Source organism: Crocosphaera chwakensis CCY0110, from assembly GCF_000169335.1.
GTDB classification, from domain to species: Bacteria; Cyanobacteriota; Cyanobacteriia; order Cyanobacteriales; family Microcystaceae; genus Crocosphaera; species Crocosphaera chwakensis.
Genome location: NZ_AAXW01000020.1, coordinates 64,146 through 81,955, shown reverse-complemented (window position 1 = coordinate 81,955; position 17,810 = coordinate 64,146). Strand labels below are relative to the sequence as shown.

The following is a 17,810-nucleotide window of genomic DNA, read 5'->3' as shown; positions in this document are numbered from 1 at the left end:
TTGTGATGCTAATGGCGAAGCCTCACGAGTCAAGAAGATTCTATATTATAGGTATTATAGGAGGCAAGAGTTGACTTAATAATCTTGGAGCCGTCAATTTATTAATTATTGATGAACGAAAAATTCTTTTATCTCTTACTTTGGATAGACAAAAAACATTAATAATTAAGTAACAAATGAAACTCAAGGAAGAGGTATATTAATATTCTAACACGGTAAGGTTTGTCTACAGAGTACGTTTTAAATCTTGGAGTTTATTATGCAAAAGTATATTTGTAATGTTTGCAATTATATTTATGATCCTGCTAAAGGAGATCCCGATTCAGGAATTGAACCAGGTACTCCTTTTGAAGCTATTCCTGATGACTGGGAATGTCCAAATTGTGGGGCAAAGAAAGCTCAATTTGAACCCTATGAAGCGGATGCTGCTAGTTTAACTGCTTAAGTTTATACTAAGATTGTATCTTAGATTTTAAATTTCCTGTTGCTATACACAAAGCAGCAGGAAAATCAAAAAAGTCAATATCTTTACTATTAGATAGGTGAATAAAAATAAATATTGAGCTAATTCTAACTACAAGTTTAACTACAAATAAAAGAGTTATATTATGTATTTTTCGGATTTAACTTTATGAAGATTTGAGTATATGAATTTCAGAATTTTAATCAAATTACTAAAAGAAACTTTTCAAGAATGGCAAGGGGATGATGCGTCAAGTTTAGCAGCAGCTTTAGCTTATTATACCAGTGTGTCTTTAGCACCACTGCTAATTATTGTTATTTCTATTGCCGGGGCTGTTTTTGGAGAAGAAGCTGCAAGAGGAGAGATTGTTAGTCAGATTCAAGGGTTGGTGGGAAGAAATGGTGCAGAATTGATAGAAACAGCCATCGAAAATGCTAATCAACCACAAATAAGTAATTTTGCCTCTATCATTAGTATTATTATTTTATTGTTTGGTGCATCAGGAGTTTTTGCTCAATTACAAAAATCTTTAAATAAAGTTTGGGAAGTTGAAGTTAAATCGGAAGAAGGATGAAAATTGGTTAGAAAACGACTTTTATCATTTTCAGCTATCTAGGTTTAGGATTTCTATTATTAGTTTCTTTGATCATTAGTGCTGCTTTATCAGGTTTGAACCACTATTTAAGTGAACTGATCCCTGGCATTGATTTCCTCTGGCAAATTATTAATTTTTGTTTATCTTTTGTGGTAATTTCGCTTGCATTTGGTTTAATGTATCGCTATTTACCTGATGTAAAAATTAGTTGGGATGATGTTAAAATTGGTGCGATTATTACAGCATTACTCTTTACAATTGGAAAATTTGCATTAGGTTTATACTTAGGTAGAGGAAGTTTTGGTTCGGTGTATGGTGCAGCAGGATCTTTAATTATCATTTTAGTTTGGGTTTATTACTCTGCTCAAATCCTCTTTTTCGGGGCAGAATTCACTCAAGTTTATGCAAAACGTTATGGATCTAAAATTGTTCCTAATAAACACGCCCAATATATTGATCAAGAATAAGTAGATTTTAAGAATGAATAATAGAAAATTACTAAAAATATAACTTTTGATAGAGTCTATCGTAAAAAATATCTTTCTCTGTGGATATAAAGAGGATTAATTATTTGAGTAACATAATTGTATCCCAGATATTAATCCAAAATCTTGCCTAAAAATAGTAACAGTAAGAATCATTAACCAAATTAAAAATGAAACATTCTTACTTGATAGGTTAGAAAAAGAGAAATAATCAAGGCTCTATGAGGATTTTCTTCAATGAGTATAAAACTTTAAAAGAGCAAAAAAGGAAATTTTGGGATTAATCCTTTGCATACATTAGACATTAGATATACCAATATGATAGTCAATTCAACTGTTAATCTTAGTGGCATTTGGTTAGCACAAACCCTAAGTGAACCCCCTATTGAATCATTAGAAGATGCTGCATTAATCTTTAGTGGTCCGCAGTTTTTTACTTCCTTAGTTGCAGGAGTCGTCCTAGCCTTTGCTTTTCAATTATTATTAACTAACCTAGGAGTTGCAACCGGAATTTCCCTCGTGGGAGGTTCTTCATCAAACCATCATAAAGATGATCATGGATTAGGTCACACCATTCAAAAAGTGAGTCTTATCCTAGGATTAGGCACTTTAATCAGTGTAACCGTAGCCCTATTTTTTGCTTGTTTGTTAGCCATCAAACTCAGTTTATTTGTTTCTCCCCTCTCAGGAGCGATCGTCGGTTTAGTGATTTGGGGAACCTACTTTTCCCTGATGGTTTTGATTAGTTCTACCACTGTCGGCTCTTTAATTGGTTCAGTGGTTAACACCGCCACCTCTGGGTTTCAAGCTATCATGGGAACCGCCACGGCTGCCTTGGGAGCAAAAGCAGCCAGTAAAAAAGCCGTAGACACCGCAGAAGCTACCGTTGCAGCCGTACGGCGCGAAATTGGAGAAGCGATCGATCCCATTACCTTACGGGAAAACGTGGAAGACTACCTATCTACCTTACGACCCCAACCCCTAAACCTCGATAAGCTGACCTCAGATATCGAAAACCTAATCGACGAAGAAGACTTACAAAACATTGGCTCAAGGGATAATTTACCCAATATCGATCGCCAAACCTTCATTAACTTAGTGTCCAACCGAAGCGATCTCTCTCAACAAGATATTAACCGTATCGCCGATAAACTCGAAACCGTCTGGGAAAATATTACGCAAAAATTGCCCACTCAACGAGACTCCCTCGCAGAAGTAACAGACTTCATCAAATCAGCCACCAAAGAACAACTATTAGGAGGGGAATTAACCCAAAAATTAGAGCGTTTAGTCGACGAGATGCGAAAACGCCGAAAATCAGAGAATCCTAGTATGCTCTCTCGCTCTGTGGCCATGGGTTTAAATAGTCTGATGGGAATGGTCATGGGACGTACTGATTTATCTTCGTTGGACATCGATCAAATCGTTGATCAAATCAACGAAATTAAAGAAAAACTCACAGAACAAGGCGACAAACTTGCCCATCGTTTAACCCCTACCAGCAATGGTAATGGCAATGGTAACGGTCATCATCTCCATGACGAGATTGAAACTTATCTGCTCAATGCTTATCCTTGGAATTTACAACCGGGTACCCTTAGCTATGAATTCCAGGATCTTCTTTATGAAGTTCAACCCAACCCAGAAATGATGGTTAAAGAGTTAGAAACCATTAATCGTTCTGAGTTTGTCACCTTATTGCAAGAAAAAGGGATTTTAACCCAACAAAAAATAGAAACAACCGCTAATGTTCTCGAAAAAAATCGCCTAGAAGTTCTTGACACTGCCTATGCTGCTGTTGAAGAACAAAAACGCCGAAAACTCCTCAGCGATGTTAAACGCTATCTGTATAACGCGCCTAAAGAGGATTTACTCAACCCGGAAAAACTTCAGATCCAGTTCAAGCCTATTTTAACCGATAGCAATGCTGACCAAAGCGAACTAAAACGCCGTTTAGCTCAGTTCGACGTTCCCACCTTTGAACGCTTATTAATAGAACGTCATGATATTGAAGTCGGCGAAACGATTTTTATTACCCCCAAATTAGAAGAGATTCATCAGCAAGTCATCCAAGAATCTGAAGATCAACAAGCAGCCATTCAAGGAAAAGTTGACCAACAATGGCTGAAAGTACAAACCTATCTCAAAGAAACCGATAAAGAACAACTGAACCCCCAAGCCATTAAACAAGAGTTACAATTACTCTTAGATGATCCCCAAGCAGGAGCAAAGTTTTTACGCGCCAGAGCTTCTCGATTTGATCGCGATACTTTAGTACAGTTGCTCAGTCAACGGGAAGATTTAAGCGAAAGACAAGTTAATGAGATTCTCGACCAAGTTGAGAGTGTGTGGACAACCTTACTGGCTTTGCCTAATCAGTTGGCTGGTCAAATTGAAGAACAATATGAGCAGATTATCTCAGCGATCGCTGATTATTTACGCAACACCGACAAAGCCGAATTGAACCCAGATGGGATTAAACGGGATTTAACTAAGCTTTTAACCCGGCCTCAAGTGGGTTTAGCCGCCATTCGACAGCGTTTAGGTATGATGGATCGGGATACATTGGTACAGTTGCTTAGTCAACGGGATGATTTGAGTGAAGCCGAAGTTAACCATATTATCGATCAGGTAATGGGAACCCTACGGCAAATTCTTAAAGCACCCCAACGCATTGCCAAAGAAGCTAAGGCTAAGGTACAACAGTTTGAAACGGCTTTAGAAGATTATCTACGCTCTACTGATCGCCAAGAACTTAAACCCGAAGGAATTAAGCGAGATTTCCGCTTATTACTCAACGATCCTAAAGCGGGAACTGAAAGTTTACAAGAGCGTCTCGCCTCTTTTGATCGAGAGACTTTAGTTGCTTTACTCTCTCAACGGGACGATATCAGCGAAGACGATGTTAATCAAATCATTGATACGATTTTAGAGGTTCGCAATCAATTCTTACATCAGATCGATCAGGTTAAACAACGGATTACAGCAGCCATTGACCGCATTTTAGACAAAATTCGCCGTTATTTGAATGGTTTAGACCGTCCCGAACTTAATTATCAGGGGATTCGCCATGATCTTCATGAATTGTTTCACGATCCTCAAGCTGGTTTTGAAGCCTTGCGAGATCGCTTCTCTCAAGTAGATCGGGACACGGTGATTGCCGTTTTAGAGTCACGGAATGATATTTCCCATGCAGAAGCAGAAAGCATTGTAGGGCAAATCGAACAGACTCGCAATCGTATTTTACAACGGGCAGAACGCATCCAAAAAGAGGCTAAATTACGCCTCGAACAAGTTAAAGAACAAGCCCAACGCCAAGCTCAAGAAACCAAAAAAGCGGCCGCTACTGCTGCTTGGTGGCTCTTCTTCACTGCTTTAGTGTCTGGAATCGCTTCAGCCTGGGGTGGGGCGATCGCAGCCGGATAATTTTCGCATTGCAACAAGCTTAGGGGCGCAAATTTTGCGTCCTTTTTTTCTATTTAATAATCAATGTATTCTCCCCATTTACATCAGCAAAAATGACAAAAATTTCTATAATTTAATAAGTCTTTCTCAGGAGCTAATTAAAGGAAATCTGAGTTCAACCTACAGGTAGATACTAATAATTATTAAACTTTTTAAACTAGATTCTAGACTCTTAAATATTAAACAGAGGATTCTTACTAATGCCTGCTACCTTAAATGATACAAAACGATCAGCTATTGCTACCAAATTAGCTGATATGCAAGCCATTCAAAAGTTAATTATTGATAATGAAGAAGAATTGCTCAGTCAATGTAATGAAAAAAGTTTAGCTAAACGTCTCGAAGATATGCTCGAAGACGATCGCAAAAACTTAGAAATTGTCAAAACAGCCATTACTCAATATGGGATTCAATCTGAACCCAAACAAAGCGTACAAGAAATGGTAGATAAATCCAAAAATATCAATTCCAATTCTGATATGAGTTTGTACGAAAAACTGGTTCATCATGAACTCTTAAAACACGGTCAGATCATCTCTGGGTTAGTAGTACACAAAGCTGCTCAAGTCGTTGGCCAAGACGTAGAAGCAGCTATTGCTCCCCTTAATACCGTTAACTTTGAAAACCGCGCTCATCAAGAACGTCTCAAAGGGATGCTTGAGTATGTGGGAACCCAAGAACTCACAGGAGAAGAACCTGATCAAGGATTATGGGGTCGTGTACAAGATGCCGTAGCTGCAGCCACAGGACTTTTCGGTAGTGCCGTTTCTCAATCTTCTGACGGTGAAGACCTGGATATCATGGATTTAATTTTCATGGATCATCAGAAAGTGAAAACCTTAATTAGTGAGATTCGTTCTGCTGAGAATTCTGATCAAATTACCTCTTTATTTGGTCAACTGTATAAAGACTTAGTGGTTCATGCTAAAGCAGAAGAAGAGGTGGTTTATCCTGCTGTGAAGTCTTTTTACGGAGAAGGAGATACCCAAGAACTCTATGACGAGCAAGAACAACTCGAAACTGTGCTTAACGAGATGAAAAATATGGACAACACTGGCGAACCATTTATGGAGAAACTTCGCCAAGTTAAGTCGATGGTAGGGGATCATACTCGCCAAGAAGAAAGCACCATGTTTGCTGCTATGCGTAACAATATGTCCGAAAGTGAGCGCAAACAAATGGCACAGCAATTTAAAGAAAGTAAACAGCAATTGCAAAGCCAAATGTAAATTCTATAAGGATAAAAACAATCATGAATACTCTCAAACAATTTTTTCAAAGAATCAAAATTAAACAGTTACTCGTTACTCTATTAGCAGGGGTTCTACTATTAACTAGCACCGCTTGTAGTAATGGCAGAACGCAAGCAGCCGCACCGTCTTCGGGTTCGGGTTCACCCAATGATATCGGCCGTCCTCAACCCGGCCAGTCAATTTATCCTACTAGCGATGTTCAAAAAGGACAGGATACCACCGGCTCAGATAGAAAAGCGAAGCGATTAATAGAAGAAGCTAAAAAACGCAATCAAAAGGTTCAAACCCCTGATGGATTAGTCGATGAGTTAACCCCTGATAAATCCGTCCCTGAGCAAGCTAAAGACTTGGGTAAGTCGGCACAAAAAGCAGCTAAAAATGCGACTGAAAATACCAAAAAAGCAGCTAAAAATGCTGCGGAAAACACCAAAGAAGGATTAAACAATATCAAAGAAAATACTCAAAATATGGTTGATCAAGCCACTGATACCATTAATTAATAATTCTCTAGTTCCCATTGCTCAAACTAGGATAGCCGTAAGGCTATCTTTTTTTTATAAGAGTTAATACATCCTAAAAACCTGAGTTTGGTTTTTAAATCTTTGACTTTTGTCTTTTGCCTACTGCCTCTTGCCTCTAATAAAATAAATCATCCCAACGAAGTAAATTTTCAGCTATCTAATCTTTAAAAACTATTTCTTTAGAAAGTTAAAAATTGTCTATTAATTTATTATGCTATAAATATAGCAAGCTAGAAAGTGTGGCACCGGCTGAGTGTTTTGTCGTTGTGGCTCATAGTCGGATATCGAAGAAGAGCGACGTCAGATATCCGAACGGTGTCAGTGCCTTTCCCTTTTGTCACTCAAGTTGATCGGTTGTGGAGTTTTTGTCGCTTCCTCCACTTAACGGCTACCGAGGGGAGATTCAACCCTCCACCAGAACGATCCGAGGTAGTCGACATCTTTTTTTTGCCTTGCTTATTTAAGCATTACATTTTAGAATTTACCAATAAAAAATTATTAATTATTAATTAGTTCAACAACAAATTATTGAAAAAACAATGACCCGTTCAGCTTGTCTTATTTTTAATCCTGTAGCTGGCCAAGGTGATCCGAAGCAAGAGTTAACGCAAATTCTCTCTTTATTAACACCGAAAATAGACCTTGATATTAAGAAAACCACTAAAGAAATTGGAGCTGATCAATTAGCGCAGCAAGCCATCAAAAAAGGGGTTAAAACAATTATTGCTTCTGGAGGAGATGGAACAATCTCAGCAGTAGCAGGAGTTTTAATTAACAGTGATATTCGTTTAGGAATTATTGCTAGAGGAACAGCGAATGCCTTTGCTTCAGCTTTGGGTATTCCCAATACCATTGAAGAACAATGCCAGATAATTTTAGAGGGGAAGACTAAAGTCGTTGATACAGCTTTATGTAATGATAAGCCGATGATAGTATTAGCTGCCATTGGCTTAGAAGCGGAAACAATAAAACAAGCTGAGCGAGAGATGAAAGATAATTTAGGCCAACTTGCTTATATCCTTTCTGGTGTTCAGCAACTCCAAACATTAGAAAAGTTTGATGTAGAAATTAATCACGAGAACCAGAAAATTAGGTTAGGAGCGATCGCAGTGAGTATTGCTAATGCTGCTCCGCCAACCTCTTTTCTGGCTCAAGGACCAGGCCGAACCATTGCCGACGATGGCTTACTCGATATTACGGTTATTACTTCTGATAACGTAGCTGAAACTGTAGCAACTTCTTATCATTTGCTTCAAAAAGCACTTTTAAATAATGAAACCGAACATCAAGATATTACTCATTGGCGAACTAAAAAAATGACCATTACCACCAACCCTCCTCAACGGATAGCCATTGATGGTGATGTGGTCTGTCAAACCCCTCTCACCATTGAATGTATGCCTAAAAGTTTAACTATTTTTGCCCCGGCTCAACCCTCTGACGAATCAAGTAAGCAAGAAGCTAACCTATTGCCTCTCAACTCAAACAACAAATCAGCCATAAATGTATCAAATGTAAAAACAAGTTTTGCAATATCGGGATTACTGGGTGGATTATTAATCTTGATGTTTTTTGCTTATTTTTTATCGGTTAGAGGATTTTAGCTAAAGTTTTTACGAAGCTAGTTTATGACTTACATAGCGATTTAAGCTGACATTTTCTTCTGCTGCCTCCATAGCAAGTTTACGATGAAGTTCTGGTGTGATACGTACCTGGAATTTCCCACTGTAGCTTTTCTCAGCAATGGGTTCTGGAACTTTCTCGCCATTAGCTTCCATATCAGTTACTATGTCTTTTACTAAGTTGGTAATCCCTTCAAGTGCAGCATAACGATCTTCATCAAGATAGGACAAACTACGATATTCAGCGCATAATCCTACAAATTCTTCGTCTTCAACTGACCAAGTAACTCTATAGCTATAGTGATCGCAGTTAACCATTTTTCATTTCCTCTATCTTTTCAATGGCAGCTAAAACCTGCTTAACTTGATCGCTTCGCTCGAAGTCAGAAATTTCTACTTCTGACTTCTTGAATAATTTGTGCCATACACTTATTTGATAATAGTATTAATATTGATACTAAGTCAACCCTTATAACTTTGATATAAATAAAATTAATATGACTTAGCATCTCAAACATCTAACTCCTAATCCGAACTAGCGTTAGATTAGGGAACCCAAAATAAGCTAATTCATTCTATAAGTAAAAACAAGGCTACTTTATCATTTAGATAACCCTTACTCATAGATTATGCTCAATCGTATCCGTCGCTATTTTTCAACCCTTCCGTTAACCCTAGTGATGTGGCAAGTGATGACTCCTTTAACGGTAGCCACTCCCCCCCGTAACCCTGACAAAACCGTAGAATGTGAATTGTTAGTCGTGGGTGGGGGACTTGCAGGTACAGCGGCCGCTTATGAGGGTTTATTAGCAGGAAAAACGGTATGTTTGACGGAAATTACTGATTGGGTTGGGGGACAACTCTCTTCTCAAGGAACTTCGGCATTAGATGAGCGTCCTACTCAGCGATCGCAGTTAATCTATCCACGGGGTTATTTAGAGTTACGTGAACGTATCAAAGACTATTACGGAGAACTTAACCCCGGAGACTGTTGGGTAAGTGAGTCTTGTTTTATTCCAGAAGATGGTCATAAAATCTTAAAGGGAATGTTAGAAGATGCGGCCAAAAAAGGCAGGGGACAACTTAACTGGTTCCCCTCAACGGTGATCAAAGATTTAAGCATTGAAAAAAATCCCAACGGGGGAACGGGAAAACAGATCATGAGTGCGATCGCTATTCAACATATCCCAAAAGAAGGCGCACCCCCCTTAAACACTTATCCCCTCTCCCGAACCATTGAGGATGCTTATACCTACGAAGATTCTGAGTTATTTGATAAAACCATTATCCAGTTTATTCCTAAGCCTCACGATAAATCTGAGCCGTCTGACTGGTACGTTATCGAAGCCACAGAAACAGGGGAAATTATTGCTTTAGCGGATGTTCCTTACCGTTTAGGCATCGATCCCCGTTCCTATTTAGAACCGTCTTCAGCTAGTGCCACTGGTGATCCCTATTGTACCCAAGGGTTTACTTATACCTTTGCGATGGAAACCACCGAAGATCGCCAAAGTTATGAATTACCTGATTTTTATCTTCAATATTCTCCTTATTATAGTTATGAGTTGGAACGGTTAGCGGATTTTGATTTAGTCTATACTTATCGTCGTATTTGGAGTCCTCAACAGGGTGAGCAAAAGACCTTTGGGGGTATTAATTTTACCGTTCCTACCCCTGGAGACATTTCCATGCAAAACTGGACTTGGGGAAATGATTATCGTCCCGGTACATCTAAAGATAACCTCATCTATACCCGTGAACAATTACAAAAAATGGGTCAATTAAATCCCGGCAACTGGATGGGTGGGTTACGCACCGAAACCCTACAAAAAGGGGAAGAACATTCCATCGGTTACTTTTATTGGTTAGTGGTAGGAACCACTGACTCCCAGTTAGGAGATGGGGTCAAAACGCCAAACCCCTATCACACTTATTTAACTGGGTTAGAGTCTCCTATGGGAACAGTTCACGGTTTATCTAAATACCCTTATATGCGTGAAGCAAGGCGTATTATTGGCCGCAAATCTTTTATTTACGAAGATGGGTTTATGGTCAATGAAATTGATATTTCTCGTCGCAACTATCAAGATGATTATTACAAAAATACCCTCTCTCCTGATACCTATCGTCGTTTACACGGTGCTTTAGCTGGTTTAGAAGGGTTTAAGGTTCTCAGTGGAGATGCTTCCCCAGAACAAGTGACTCGACGCAAGCGATCAACGATTTATCCTGACTCTGTGGGAATTGGTCATTATGCTATTGACTTTCATCCCTGTATGACAGAATATCCCGCCGAAAAACCAGGGAATACGGAACGCAAAGGGGAAAGAATGGGACAAGGCCAAGCTTATCCTTTCCAAGTGCCTCTACGGGCTATGTTACCCCAAAATATCGATAATTTGCTCGTAACAGGTAAGAGTATCGCTGTGAGTCATATTGCTGCGGCCGCTTATCGGGTTCACTCCTTTGAGTGGTCATCTGGTGCAGCAGCAGGAACTACTGCAGCCTTTGCCATTGATGAACAAATTTTACCTTATCAGTTAGTAGAAGAACCGATTTTTCGCTCTAAAAAGTTACAAGACTTACGACAACGGTTAGATGCTAATAACAATCCCACAACCTTTCCTAATACTTCTATCTTTAATAACGACTGGGAGGATTGGAGATAATTAATAATTAATATATTTAACTCCGAGTCGAATAATGCGATCGTCTAACTCTTTAAACCAGACAATCTCCCCATAAATTGGGGTTTGAGTCCCAATGTGAATAGAGCAATAGTCTCTGGGTTTCAGACTCAATAATTGTTCAGAAATTAAGGAACGATCTTTAACAATTATCAATCCACATCCCTCTAAACAATAATCAATAACCATGGCTTCTAAACTTTCTTCTAATAAGTTTTCTTCTGTTACAAATGTTAGTAAAACTAAGGTACCTTTGTTTAACAAAAAGCGATGGGTTTTTCGGTTATTCTCTAAGATAGATTGAGTAAAGTTATTATCATGTCTCATAGAGCATATTAGATAGTAAATGATTAATTATTATTTCAGTTTAATGAGAAATTATTAAATATAGCTGTGATCTTAGTCACAAATAGCTTTTAAACCATCTATTTTGTTTAAAAATAAAAGGAAACCATTTATTACAACAAATCTAATCTAAAATTTTAAGAGAAGCTAATGAATTGTTATTATCTAAATTTGAGAAAAATAAAAATATTTGGGTTGATTTTATCCTTTATTTTTACATTTTCTCTACCGTTGAAAGCAAATGAAGGTAATTCTAATATAAATAGTAATATAGAAAATATGTCAGTTTGTAAAACTGATTTAAAACAAAAAATAGATAATATTTTAAACCAAGAAAAATTAAGGCGATCGCATTGGGGTATTTTAGTTAAAACCTTAGATAAGCAAACCACATTATATGACTTAAATTCCCAAAAGTATTTTATTCCTGCTTCTAATATTAAATTATTAACAACAGCAGCAGCTTTGATTAAATATGACTCTAATTATCAAATAAAAACCCCCGTTTATAGTTCAGAATCATCTCCTAATTTAACAGTTTTAAAGGTCATAGGACAAGGAGATCCAACCTTAAATAGTCAACAGTTAGAAACTTTAGCACAGCAATTAAAAAGAAAAGGAATTCAACACATTGAAAATTTAATTGTAGAAGATACTTCTTTTAATGATCAAATTATAAATTCTACCTGGGAATGGGAAGATATTCAGTTTTATTATGCAACGTCAGTTAATAGTTTAATTCTTAATGAAAATGCTGTTGTTTTAATCTTAACTCCTCAAAAATTAGGAGAAAAATTAACAATGGAATGGTCTGATCCTATTGCAGCAAAACAATGGACAGTTAATAATCAAACTATCACAGGTGAACAAGATAGTCATTATTCTGTTTCAATTAATCGTAATTTTGAAAAACCTTTGTTAACCATTACTGGAAGTTTAGCGAGCAATTCTGAACCTGATCCTTTTGGTATGGCAGTGGTCAACCCAGGAAAATATTTTTTAGATTCTCTAAAATTTTATTTAGAAAGAGAAGGTATAAATGTTGTCAATTCTGATGTTATTTATGATGATGGTAAAATAGAAAACTTAGAGAAAATAATAGAAATTAGCTCAAGTCCTTTGCAAGAAATTATCACAAAAGCGAATCAAGAAAGTAACAATTTATATGCAGAAAGTTTACTCAATCTTTTGGTAGATAATACCCTAGAAAACAGTGCTATTGATAACCTAAAAGCCATTCTTACTCAATTAGGATTAGATCCGAATTTATATCACTTAAAAGATGGTTCAGGGTTATCTCGCCATAATTTAGCGACTCCTGAAGCATTGGTTAACTTACTTACCTTAATGGAGCAAACCCCAAAAGCTAAAATGTATCGTGATTCTTTAGCAGTTGGTGGCATTAATGGAACCTTGAAAAATCGCTTTAAAGAAACAATAATTGAAGGAAAAATACAAGGTAAAACAGGAACATTGTCGGGTTCATCCTCTTTATCAGGTTATATTGAACCTACTAATTATGAGCAGTTAGCTTTTAGTATTATGGTTAATCAATCAGACTTACCCGCATCAGAATTAAGAAACATTATTGACCAAATTATTATCTATTTAGGACATCTTAAACAGTGTTGATAAAGATAAACTTAATTAATAATTCTTAATTATCAGAGGCTATTTCATGGCAGTTAATAAAGTAGAAAGAGCATGATTTTCGTGGGAATTAATTTCTTGATCAAACCAAGCAATTTTAACAGCAATGGGGAAAGTGACAGCAGCAACATCAGGATCAACACTCTGTAGTAAATCTGGGGACTGAGGGACCTTTAAAGCAGATTTAATACTTGATAACATAGAATCATCAAGATTCAAAGCAACCAATTGATTTTCAATTTCTGGCCAAGTAATGTCTTGTTGAGGATCGCTAACTTGAATTAAATAAGCTAATAATCGCGCAATTTGTAGCTGATGAGATTCATGAAAGTTATCTGAAGATTTTAAACCGTTATTTTTATTGTGATTAGGCGATCGCAAATTATTTAAAATACGAAACCAGTCTCGATCATCACAAGAATCCGGTTTACCTACTCTTAACGCTACATGGATGCGATCGCTCTCAGGACATAACTGAGTGACTTGAGCATCAACCCCAATATAACCCAACCAACGCGCAATGGTTTCGACTAGAGTGGTTTGAGTGGTTTGGGAGTTAGCTAAAAGACGAATTTGTGTATTAACCAAAGGACGCACAATTTGTGAGAGCATAGCACCTCATCTTCAGATTCTCTATCACCTCTTATTGTAAAACTCCATTTCTCATCAAACTGGCCTTTTTGATACGATTTTATTAATTAATAATGAAGAATGAATCATTATTAGGAGTTTCTCCCTAAAGCAGTAACTGGTTAGTGATAATTTTTAAATTAAGTTTTTATTTTTTCTTAAGAAACCTAAAATTAACGTAAAGATTTTTGATTAGTGAAGAATAATTAGTATGATTCTCGTCAGAGAAAGGGAAAACTATTGTTAGATCATCAACATATTCCTTAATTGCTATGATGCTACTTTCTTCAAAAAAAACACCTCTAACGGTTCAGGTTAATTTAGACAGACAAACAAAACGAGTATTCGATAACAGTTATTGTTCTGAAATACATAAAGAACAAGATAATCTGTTTAAAGAAAAAATTATAATTAATAATATTGAAATTCCTATTAAATTTTCAGAGTCTGTTGAAAAGTTTTTGCCATCTGCTGAAACAATGAGTGCTTGGTATTTAGCTCATTATGGGGTTAGTAGTCCCTTGGATTTAGAGCCAAAACGAATAGGGGAATCCCTCGAAAAATTAGCAGCTTGGTGGGTTAGTGTTTCCATAAAATGGCTTGAGTAAAGAAAAAGTATGTTATGCCTATAATTACACGCAAAACAATCTAGTCTCATGGTTAAACTCAGATTCTTTTAGAAAAACCCCTAATGATACTAGAAATAGTTACTTAAGGTTAAGATAACTACCTCAGAGATTGATCAAAAGGGGTACATAGGGATTTTTAGTGACAAGAGCATTCCCTACAAGGAGTAGGAAACCTCCTTACAAAATAGAAGTAAATTTAGGGTTGAGAGTTCCTCTTTTAACCGTTGTTATCAAAATAATTTAGTAAACTAACTCTAATTTGTGGAAAGTTATCTAATACCTTAGAGAACTTTTCAATATCGAAGAAACGAACATGACTAGCTAACATTTCACTATAGTTCACGAGTATTTGACAATGATATGTTTGTCCTAAATCTTTGAGATCATGGCAAAATTGTTGAAGTTCTGATAGAATCATTCTTCGACGAATCAATTTCCAGGAATTTTCTTGTATTTTTTGTAATTCTTGTAATAAATTAGATAGATTATTGATTTTTTCATAATCTGATGCTGTTATAGAAAATTCTATTTTAGTTTCTTGTTCTTCTTTTTGGCGTAAAATATTACTAAGAACTTCTACAAGCTGAGAATAGTTAATGGGGTATTCAAGAAATCCTTGAAAAAGACTATTATTATGTTCTTTTATATTGAGATAAATATCAGTTATGGCAATGATAGGAATAGTTTGATATTGTTTGTGTAAAAATTTTGATGTTTTTAGGTCATTCTCAATATTGTTCAGTGTTAAACGAATGAATAGGATGTCAATACAATAATTATTAAGTAGATTAACCGCCATTTCCTTATTATTGGCAAATAATAGATGATGTTCAGTCTCAGCAAAATAACCTTTAATTATATTACAATCATCAAAAACATCATTAATAACTAAAATGTTTACGGGATCAAGATCGTTAAGGGTTTTTATATAAGAAATTTCTTCTAAATTTTCTCTTGAATCAAGAATTTCTACATTAGGAAAAATTATAGTAAAAGTAGAACCTTTTCCCCATTCACTTTCTAAAGTTATGGTTCCTCCTAAACATTCTGTAATTTTCTGAGTTATAAATAAACCTAACCCATTACCTCCATAACGATAGTTATCTTGTCCTTTACTTTGGGTAAATACCTGAAAAATCCGCTCTTTATCTTCATCTTTAATACCAATTCCTGTATCTTCTACAAAGATTTTTAAGGTACAAGAATTAAGATACAATTCTTGAATACTGATAAGAATTTTAATATGACCTTTTGTGGTAAATTTCAAGGAATTACTAATAAGATTAATTAAAATCTGACGTAATCGTAGAGAATCAAAATTAATAAATTTAGGAACATTATCTTCAATGTCTATCAATAAATTTACTGTTTTTTTGGACAGTTGACTAGAAAAAAGTTTTATAGTTTCCCCAAGAAACTGTCTAACAGAAAAACCACAATAATTTAATTCTATTTTTCCAGCTTCAGCTTGATTAATATCCAGTAATTCATTAATTAAAGATAAGAGAATATTACTATTATTATAAATAGTATCAATATATTCATAAATAAGCGGATCATCTACTTTTAATTTTAACTTGAGAAGCTGCGAGAATCCTAAAATTGCATTCATAGGAGTGCGAAGTTCATGACTAACATTTGTTAAAAATTCCGTCTTGGCTTGATTGGCTGAATCTGCTTCTAATTTCGCTTTAATAATTTCTTCTTCCGCTTTCTTTCTCATAGTAATTTCCCTAAAAGAAACTAAATAAACTGATTCGTTTTCCCATTCTGTTAGGGTAATATTCATTTCTACTATACCCGTTTGATTATTAGATTTGAGAATTTCTAATTCCACGGGTTTATCATTAATAATGGGAAGACCAAACTCGTAATCTAATAAACTGTGTAATGGTTGCTCAAAAATTTTTAGAGCAGCAGGATTAGCAAATTTAATTTTTCCTTCTTGATTAACAATAATAATTCCATTTTCAATATTATAAACCAGTTCTTTAAACTGGGTTTCTTGCTTAATTAATTGTGATTGAATTTTTTTATTTCGTTTAATTTCTTTCCGTAAGTTATCGTTCGTCTCCTCTAATTGATTCGTTTTTTTTCTGACTAACTTCTCTAAATCAATATTGATTTTTTCAAGTTCCTTTTCGGTTCGTATTTTTTTTAATTCTCTGGCTGCGCTGACTGCAAAAATTTCAATGATTTTCGGTAATATTTTTTTATTTCCTAAAGGAGAGCTATTCATTACGCAAAGTAACCCTGTCACCTCTCCTTTTTGGTCATATAATGCTGTACCTATATAACTTTCAATATTGTTTTTTTGGATAAAACTATCATTTACAAAAACTTTTTTTAAATTATCATAACAAGTATATTTACCTTGTTCTAAAACAATTTCATGAGGAGTATTTTTTAATTTATAGACATATTCATCATATCTTTTTCCTCTAAAAGCACCAGCTAAAGCTATAGTAGAATTATCATTTTCTAATTGAGTAATAAAAGCATAGTCAATTTCTAAAACTTGGGTTAAATGAAAAACTAATGATTCAAAAAAATCTACTCCTTGTGTTGATGATATTCCTAAAAAAATAGTTTGTAAAATATCAGAAAAACTTTGAACATTATTGAGTTTATTAAAATCAATTATGCTCTTGTTAGTTTGATTAGAAATTTGGGAACCAATAGGAGAATCGCTTGACATGGCTGAAACAGTAATCAAGAGGATAATTAAGAATAGCTAACTTTTGAGAAAAAAAGGCGATCGCCATTATAAAATTTTCATGATTTCCTTACATGGACTTTCTTGAATCAAATCAAGATAAGGTAGAGTTTACCTCTTTAATATAGAATATTTTCAATTATAGAAAGAGTAATGAACAAACAATTAATCGTAGCTACCAGTAATCCTGGAAAATTGCAAGAAATGCAAGACTATTTAATAGGATTTGATTGGAATTTGCAATTGAAACCATCAGAAATAGACATAGAAGAGACAGGGCAAACCTTTATGGAAAATGCCATATTAAAAGCCTCTCAAACTGCTAAACATTTAGGAAAATGGGCGATCGCCGATGATTCAGGCTTAGCGGTTGAAGCCCTTAACGGTTCGCCAGGACTTTATTCTGCTCGATATGGTAACAGTGATCAAGAGAGAATTGAACGCTTATTAAACGAGTTAGGAAATAATGACAATCGCAAAGCTCAATTTGTTTGTGCGATCGCTATCGCTCGGCCTGATGGTTCTATTGCCCTACAAAGTGAAGGGATTTGTCAAGGGGAAATTCTCAAAACCCCTCAAGGTACCCAAGGGTTTGGTTATGATCCCATCTTCTATGTTCCTCCGTATCAGCAAACCTTTGCCCAGATGACACCAGAACTAAAACGGGATGTCTCTCACCGAGGTCAAGCATTTGCCCTTCTCTTACCGAAATTAAAAGAATTAGGATAATTGTTGCTCCGTCAGGGACT

15 protein-coding genes are annotated in these 17,810 nt (G+C 35.7%); 11 read left to right on the top strand and 4 right to left on the bottom strand.

Translation table 11 applies throughout. The features are described from left to right. Positions 1-259: 259 nt before the first annotated feature. The 7 genes from rd (at position 260) to CY0110_RS14170 (ending at position 8,386) form a co-directional block, all read left to right on the top strand. Positions 260-445, top strand: a complete 186-nt coding sequence (gene rd / locus CY0110_RS14195; protein WP_008276147.1) for a rubredoxin — start codon at positions 260-262, stop codon at positions 443-445. 202 nt (positions 446-647) lie between these two features. Then, positions 648-1,037: a YhjD/YihY/BrkB family envelope integrity protein gene (locus CY0110_RS31410; protein WP_008276146.1), complete on the top strand. Its 390-nt coding sequence runs from the start codon at positions 648-650 to the stop codon at positions 1,035-1,037. A gap of 68 nt (positions 1,038-1,105) precedes the next feature. After that, positions 1,106-1,525: a YihY/virulence factor BrkB family protein gene (locus tag CY0110_RS31405; RefSeq protein ID WP_008276145.1), complete on the top strand. Its 420-nt coding sequence runs from the start codon at positions 1,106-1,108 to the stop codon at positions 1,523-1,525. Between the two features lie 336 nt (positions 1,526-1,861). Continuing rightward, positions 1,862-4,969 (top strand): hypothetical protein, encoded by a 3,108-nt coding sequence (locus CY0110_RS14185; RefSeq protein ID WP_008276144.1) that lies wholly within the window; start codon positions 1,862-1,864, stop codon positions 4,967-4,969. A 239-nt stretch (positions 4,970-5,208) separates the two neighbouring features. After that, complete coding sequence (locus CY0110_RS14180) at positions 5,209-6,237, top strand: hemerythrin domain-containing protein (RefSeq protein WP_008276143.1); 1,029 nt, start codon at positions 5,209-5,211, stop codon at positions 6,235-6,237. Positions 6,238-6,260: 23 nt separating this feature from the next. Further along, positions 6,261-6,761: a DUF6658 family protein gene (locus CY0110_RS14175; RefSeq protein ID WP_008276142.1), complete on the top strand. Its 501-nt coding sequence runs from the start codon at positions 6,261-6,263 to the stop codon at positions 6,759-6,761. A 560-nt stretch (positions 6,762-7,321) separates the two neighbouring features. Then, positions 7,322-8,386, top strand: coding sequence for a YegS/Rv2252/BmrU family lipid kinase (locus CY0110_RS14170; protein ID WP_008276141.1), 1,065 nt, complete (start codon positions 7,322-7,324; stop codon positions 8,384-8,386). A 9-nt stretch (positions 8,387-8,395) separates the two neighbouring features. Here the strand turns inward: CY0110_RS14170 and CY0110_RS14165 are convergent, their stop codons facing one another. Next, a complete protein-coding gene (locus CY0110_RS14165) occupies positions 8,396-8,722 on the bottom strand; it encodes a type II toxin-antitoxin system HicB family antitoxin (RefSeq protein WP_008276140.1) in 327 nt (108 codons plus the stop codon). A 311-nt stretch (positions 8,723-9,033) separates the two neighbouring features. On the opposite strand from CY0110_RS14165, the gene CY0110_RS14160 reads away from it, so the two are divergent. Then, entirely contained in the window at positions 9,034-11,073 is a 2,040-nt protein-coding gene (locus tag CY0110_RS14160; RefSeq protein ID WP_008276139.1) for an FAD-dependent oxidoreductase, read from the top strand. Here CY0110_RS14160 and CY0110_RS14155 read toward each other — a convergent pair whose 3' ends face one another. Then, complete coding sequence (locus CY0110_RS14155) at positions 11,074-11,418, bottom strand: hypothetical protein (protein WP_008276138.1); 345 nt, start codon at positions 11,416-11,418, stop codon at positions 11,074-11,076. It abuts the gene before it with no gap. A gap of 297 nt (positions 11,419-11,715) precedes the next feature. On the opposite strand from CY0110_RS14155, the gene dacB reads away from it, so the two are divergent. Beyond that, the gene (gene dacB, locus CY0110_RS14150) at positions 11,716-13,068 is read left to right on the top strand and encodes a D-alanyl-D-alanine carboxypeptidase/D-alanyl-D-alanine endopeptidase (protein ID WP_232285725.1); all 1,353 of its coding nucleotides are present in this window, start codon (positions 11,716-11,718) and stop codon (positions 13,066-13,068) included. 39 nt (positions 13,069-13,107) lie between these two features. Here dacB and CY0110_RS14145 read toward each other — a convergent pair whose 3' ends face one another. Beyond that, positions 13,108-13,698: a hypothetical protein gene (locus CY0110_RS14145; protein WP_008276136.1), complete on the bottom strand. Its 591-nt coding sequence runs from the start codon at positions 13,696-13,698 to the stop codon at positions 13,108-13,110. Positions 13,699-13,988: 290 nt separating this feature from the next. Between CY0110_RS14145 and CY0110_RS14140 the strand changes: the two genes are divergently transcribed. After that, a complete protein-coding gene (locus tag CY0110_RS14140) occupies positions 13,989-14,324 on the top strand; it encodes a hypothetical protein (RefSeq protein WP_008276135.1) in 336 nt (111 codons plus the stop codon). A gap of 238 nt (positions 14,325-14,562) precedes the next feature. Here the strand turns inward: CY0110_RS14140 and CY0110_RS14135 are convergent, their stop codons facing one another. Continuing rightward, positions 14,563-17,043, bottom strand: a complete 2,481-nt coding sequence (locus CY0110_RS14135) for an ATP-binding protein (protein ID WP_008276134.1) — start codon at positions 17,041-17,043, stop codon at positions 14,563-14,565. Between the two features lie 171 nt (positions 17,044-17,214). Between CY0110_RS14135 and rdgB the strand changes: the two genes are divergently transcribed. Continuing rightward, a complete protein-coding gene (rdgB, locus tag CY0110_RS14130; protein ID WP_008276133.1) occupies positions 17,215-17,790 on the top strand; it encodes an RdgB/HAM1 family non-canonical purine NTP pyrophosphatase in 576 nt (191 codons plus the stop codon). The last annotated feature ends 20 nt before the right edge of the window (positions 17,791-17,810 follow it).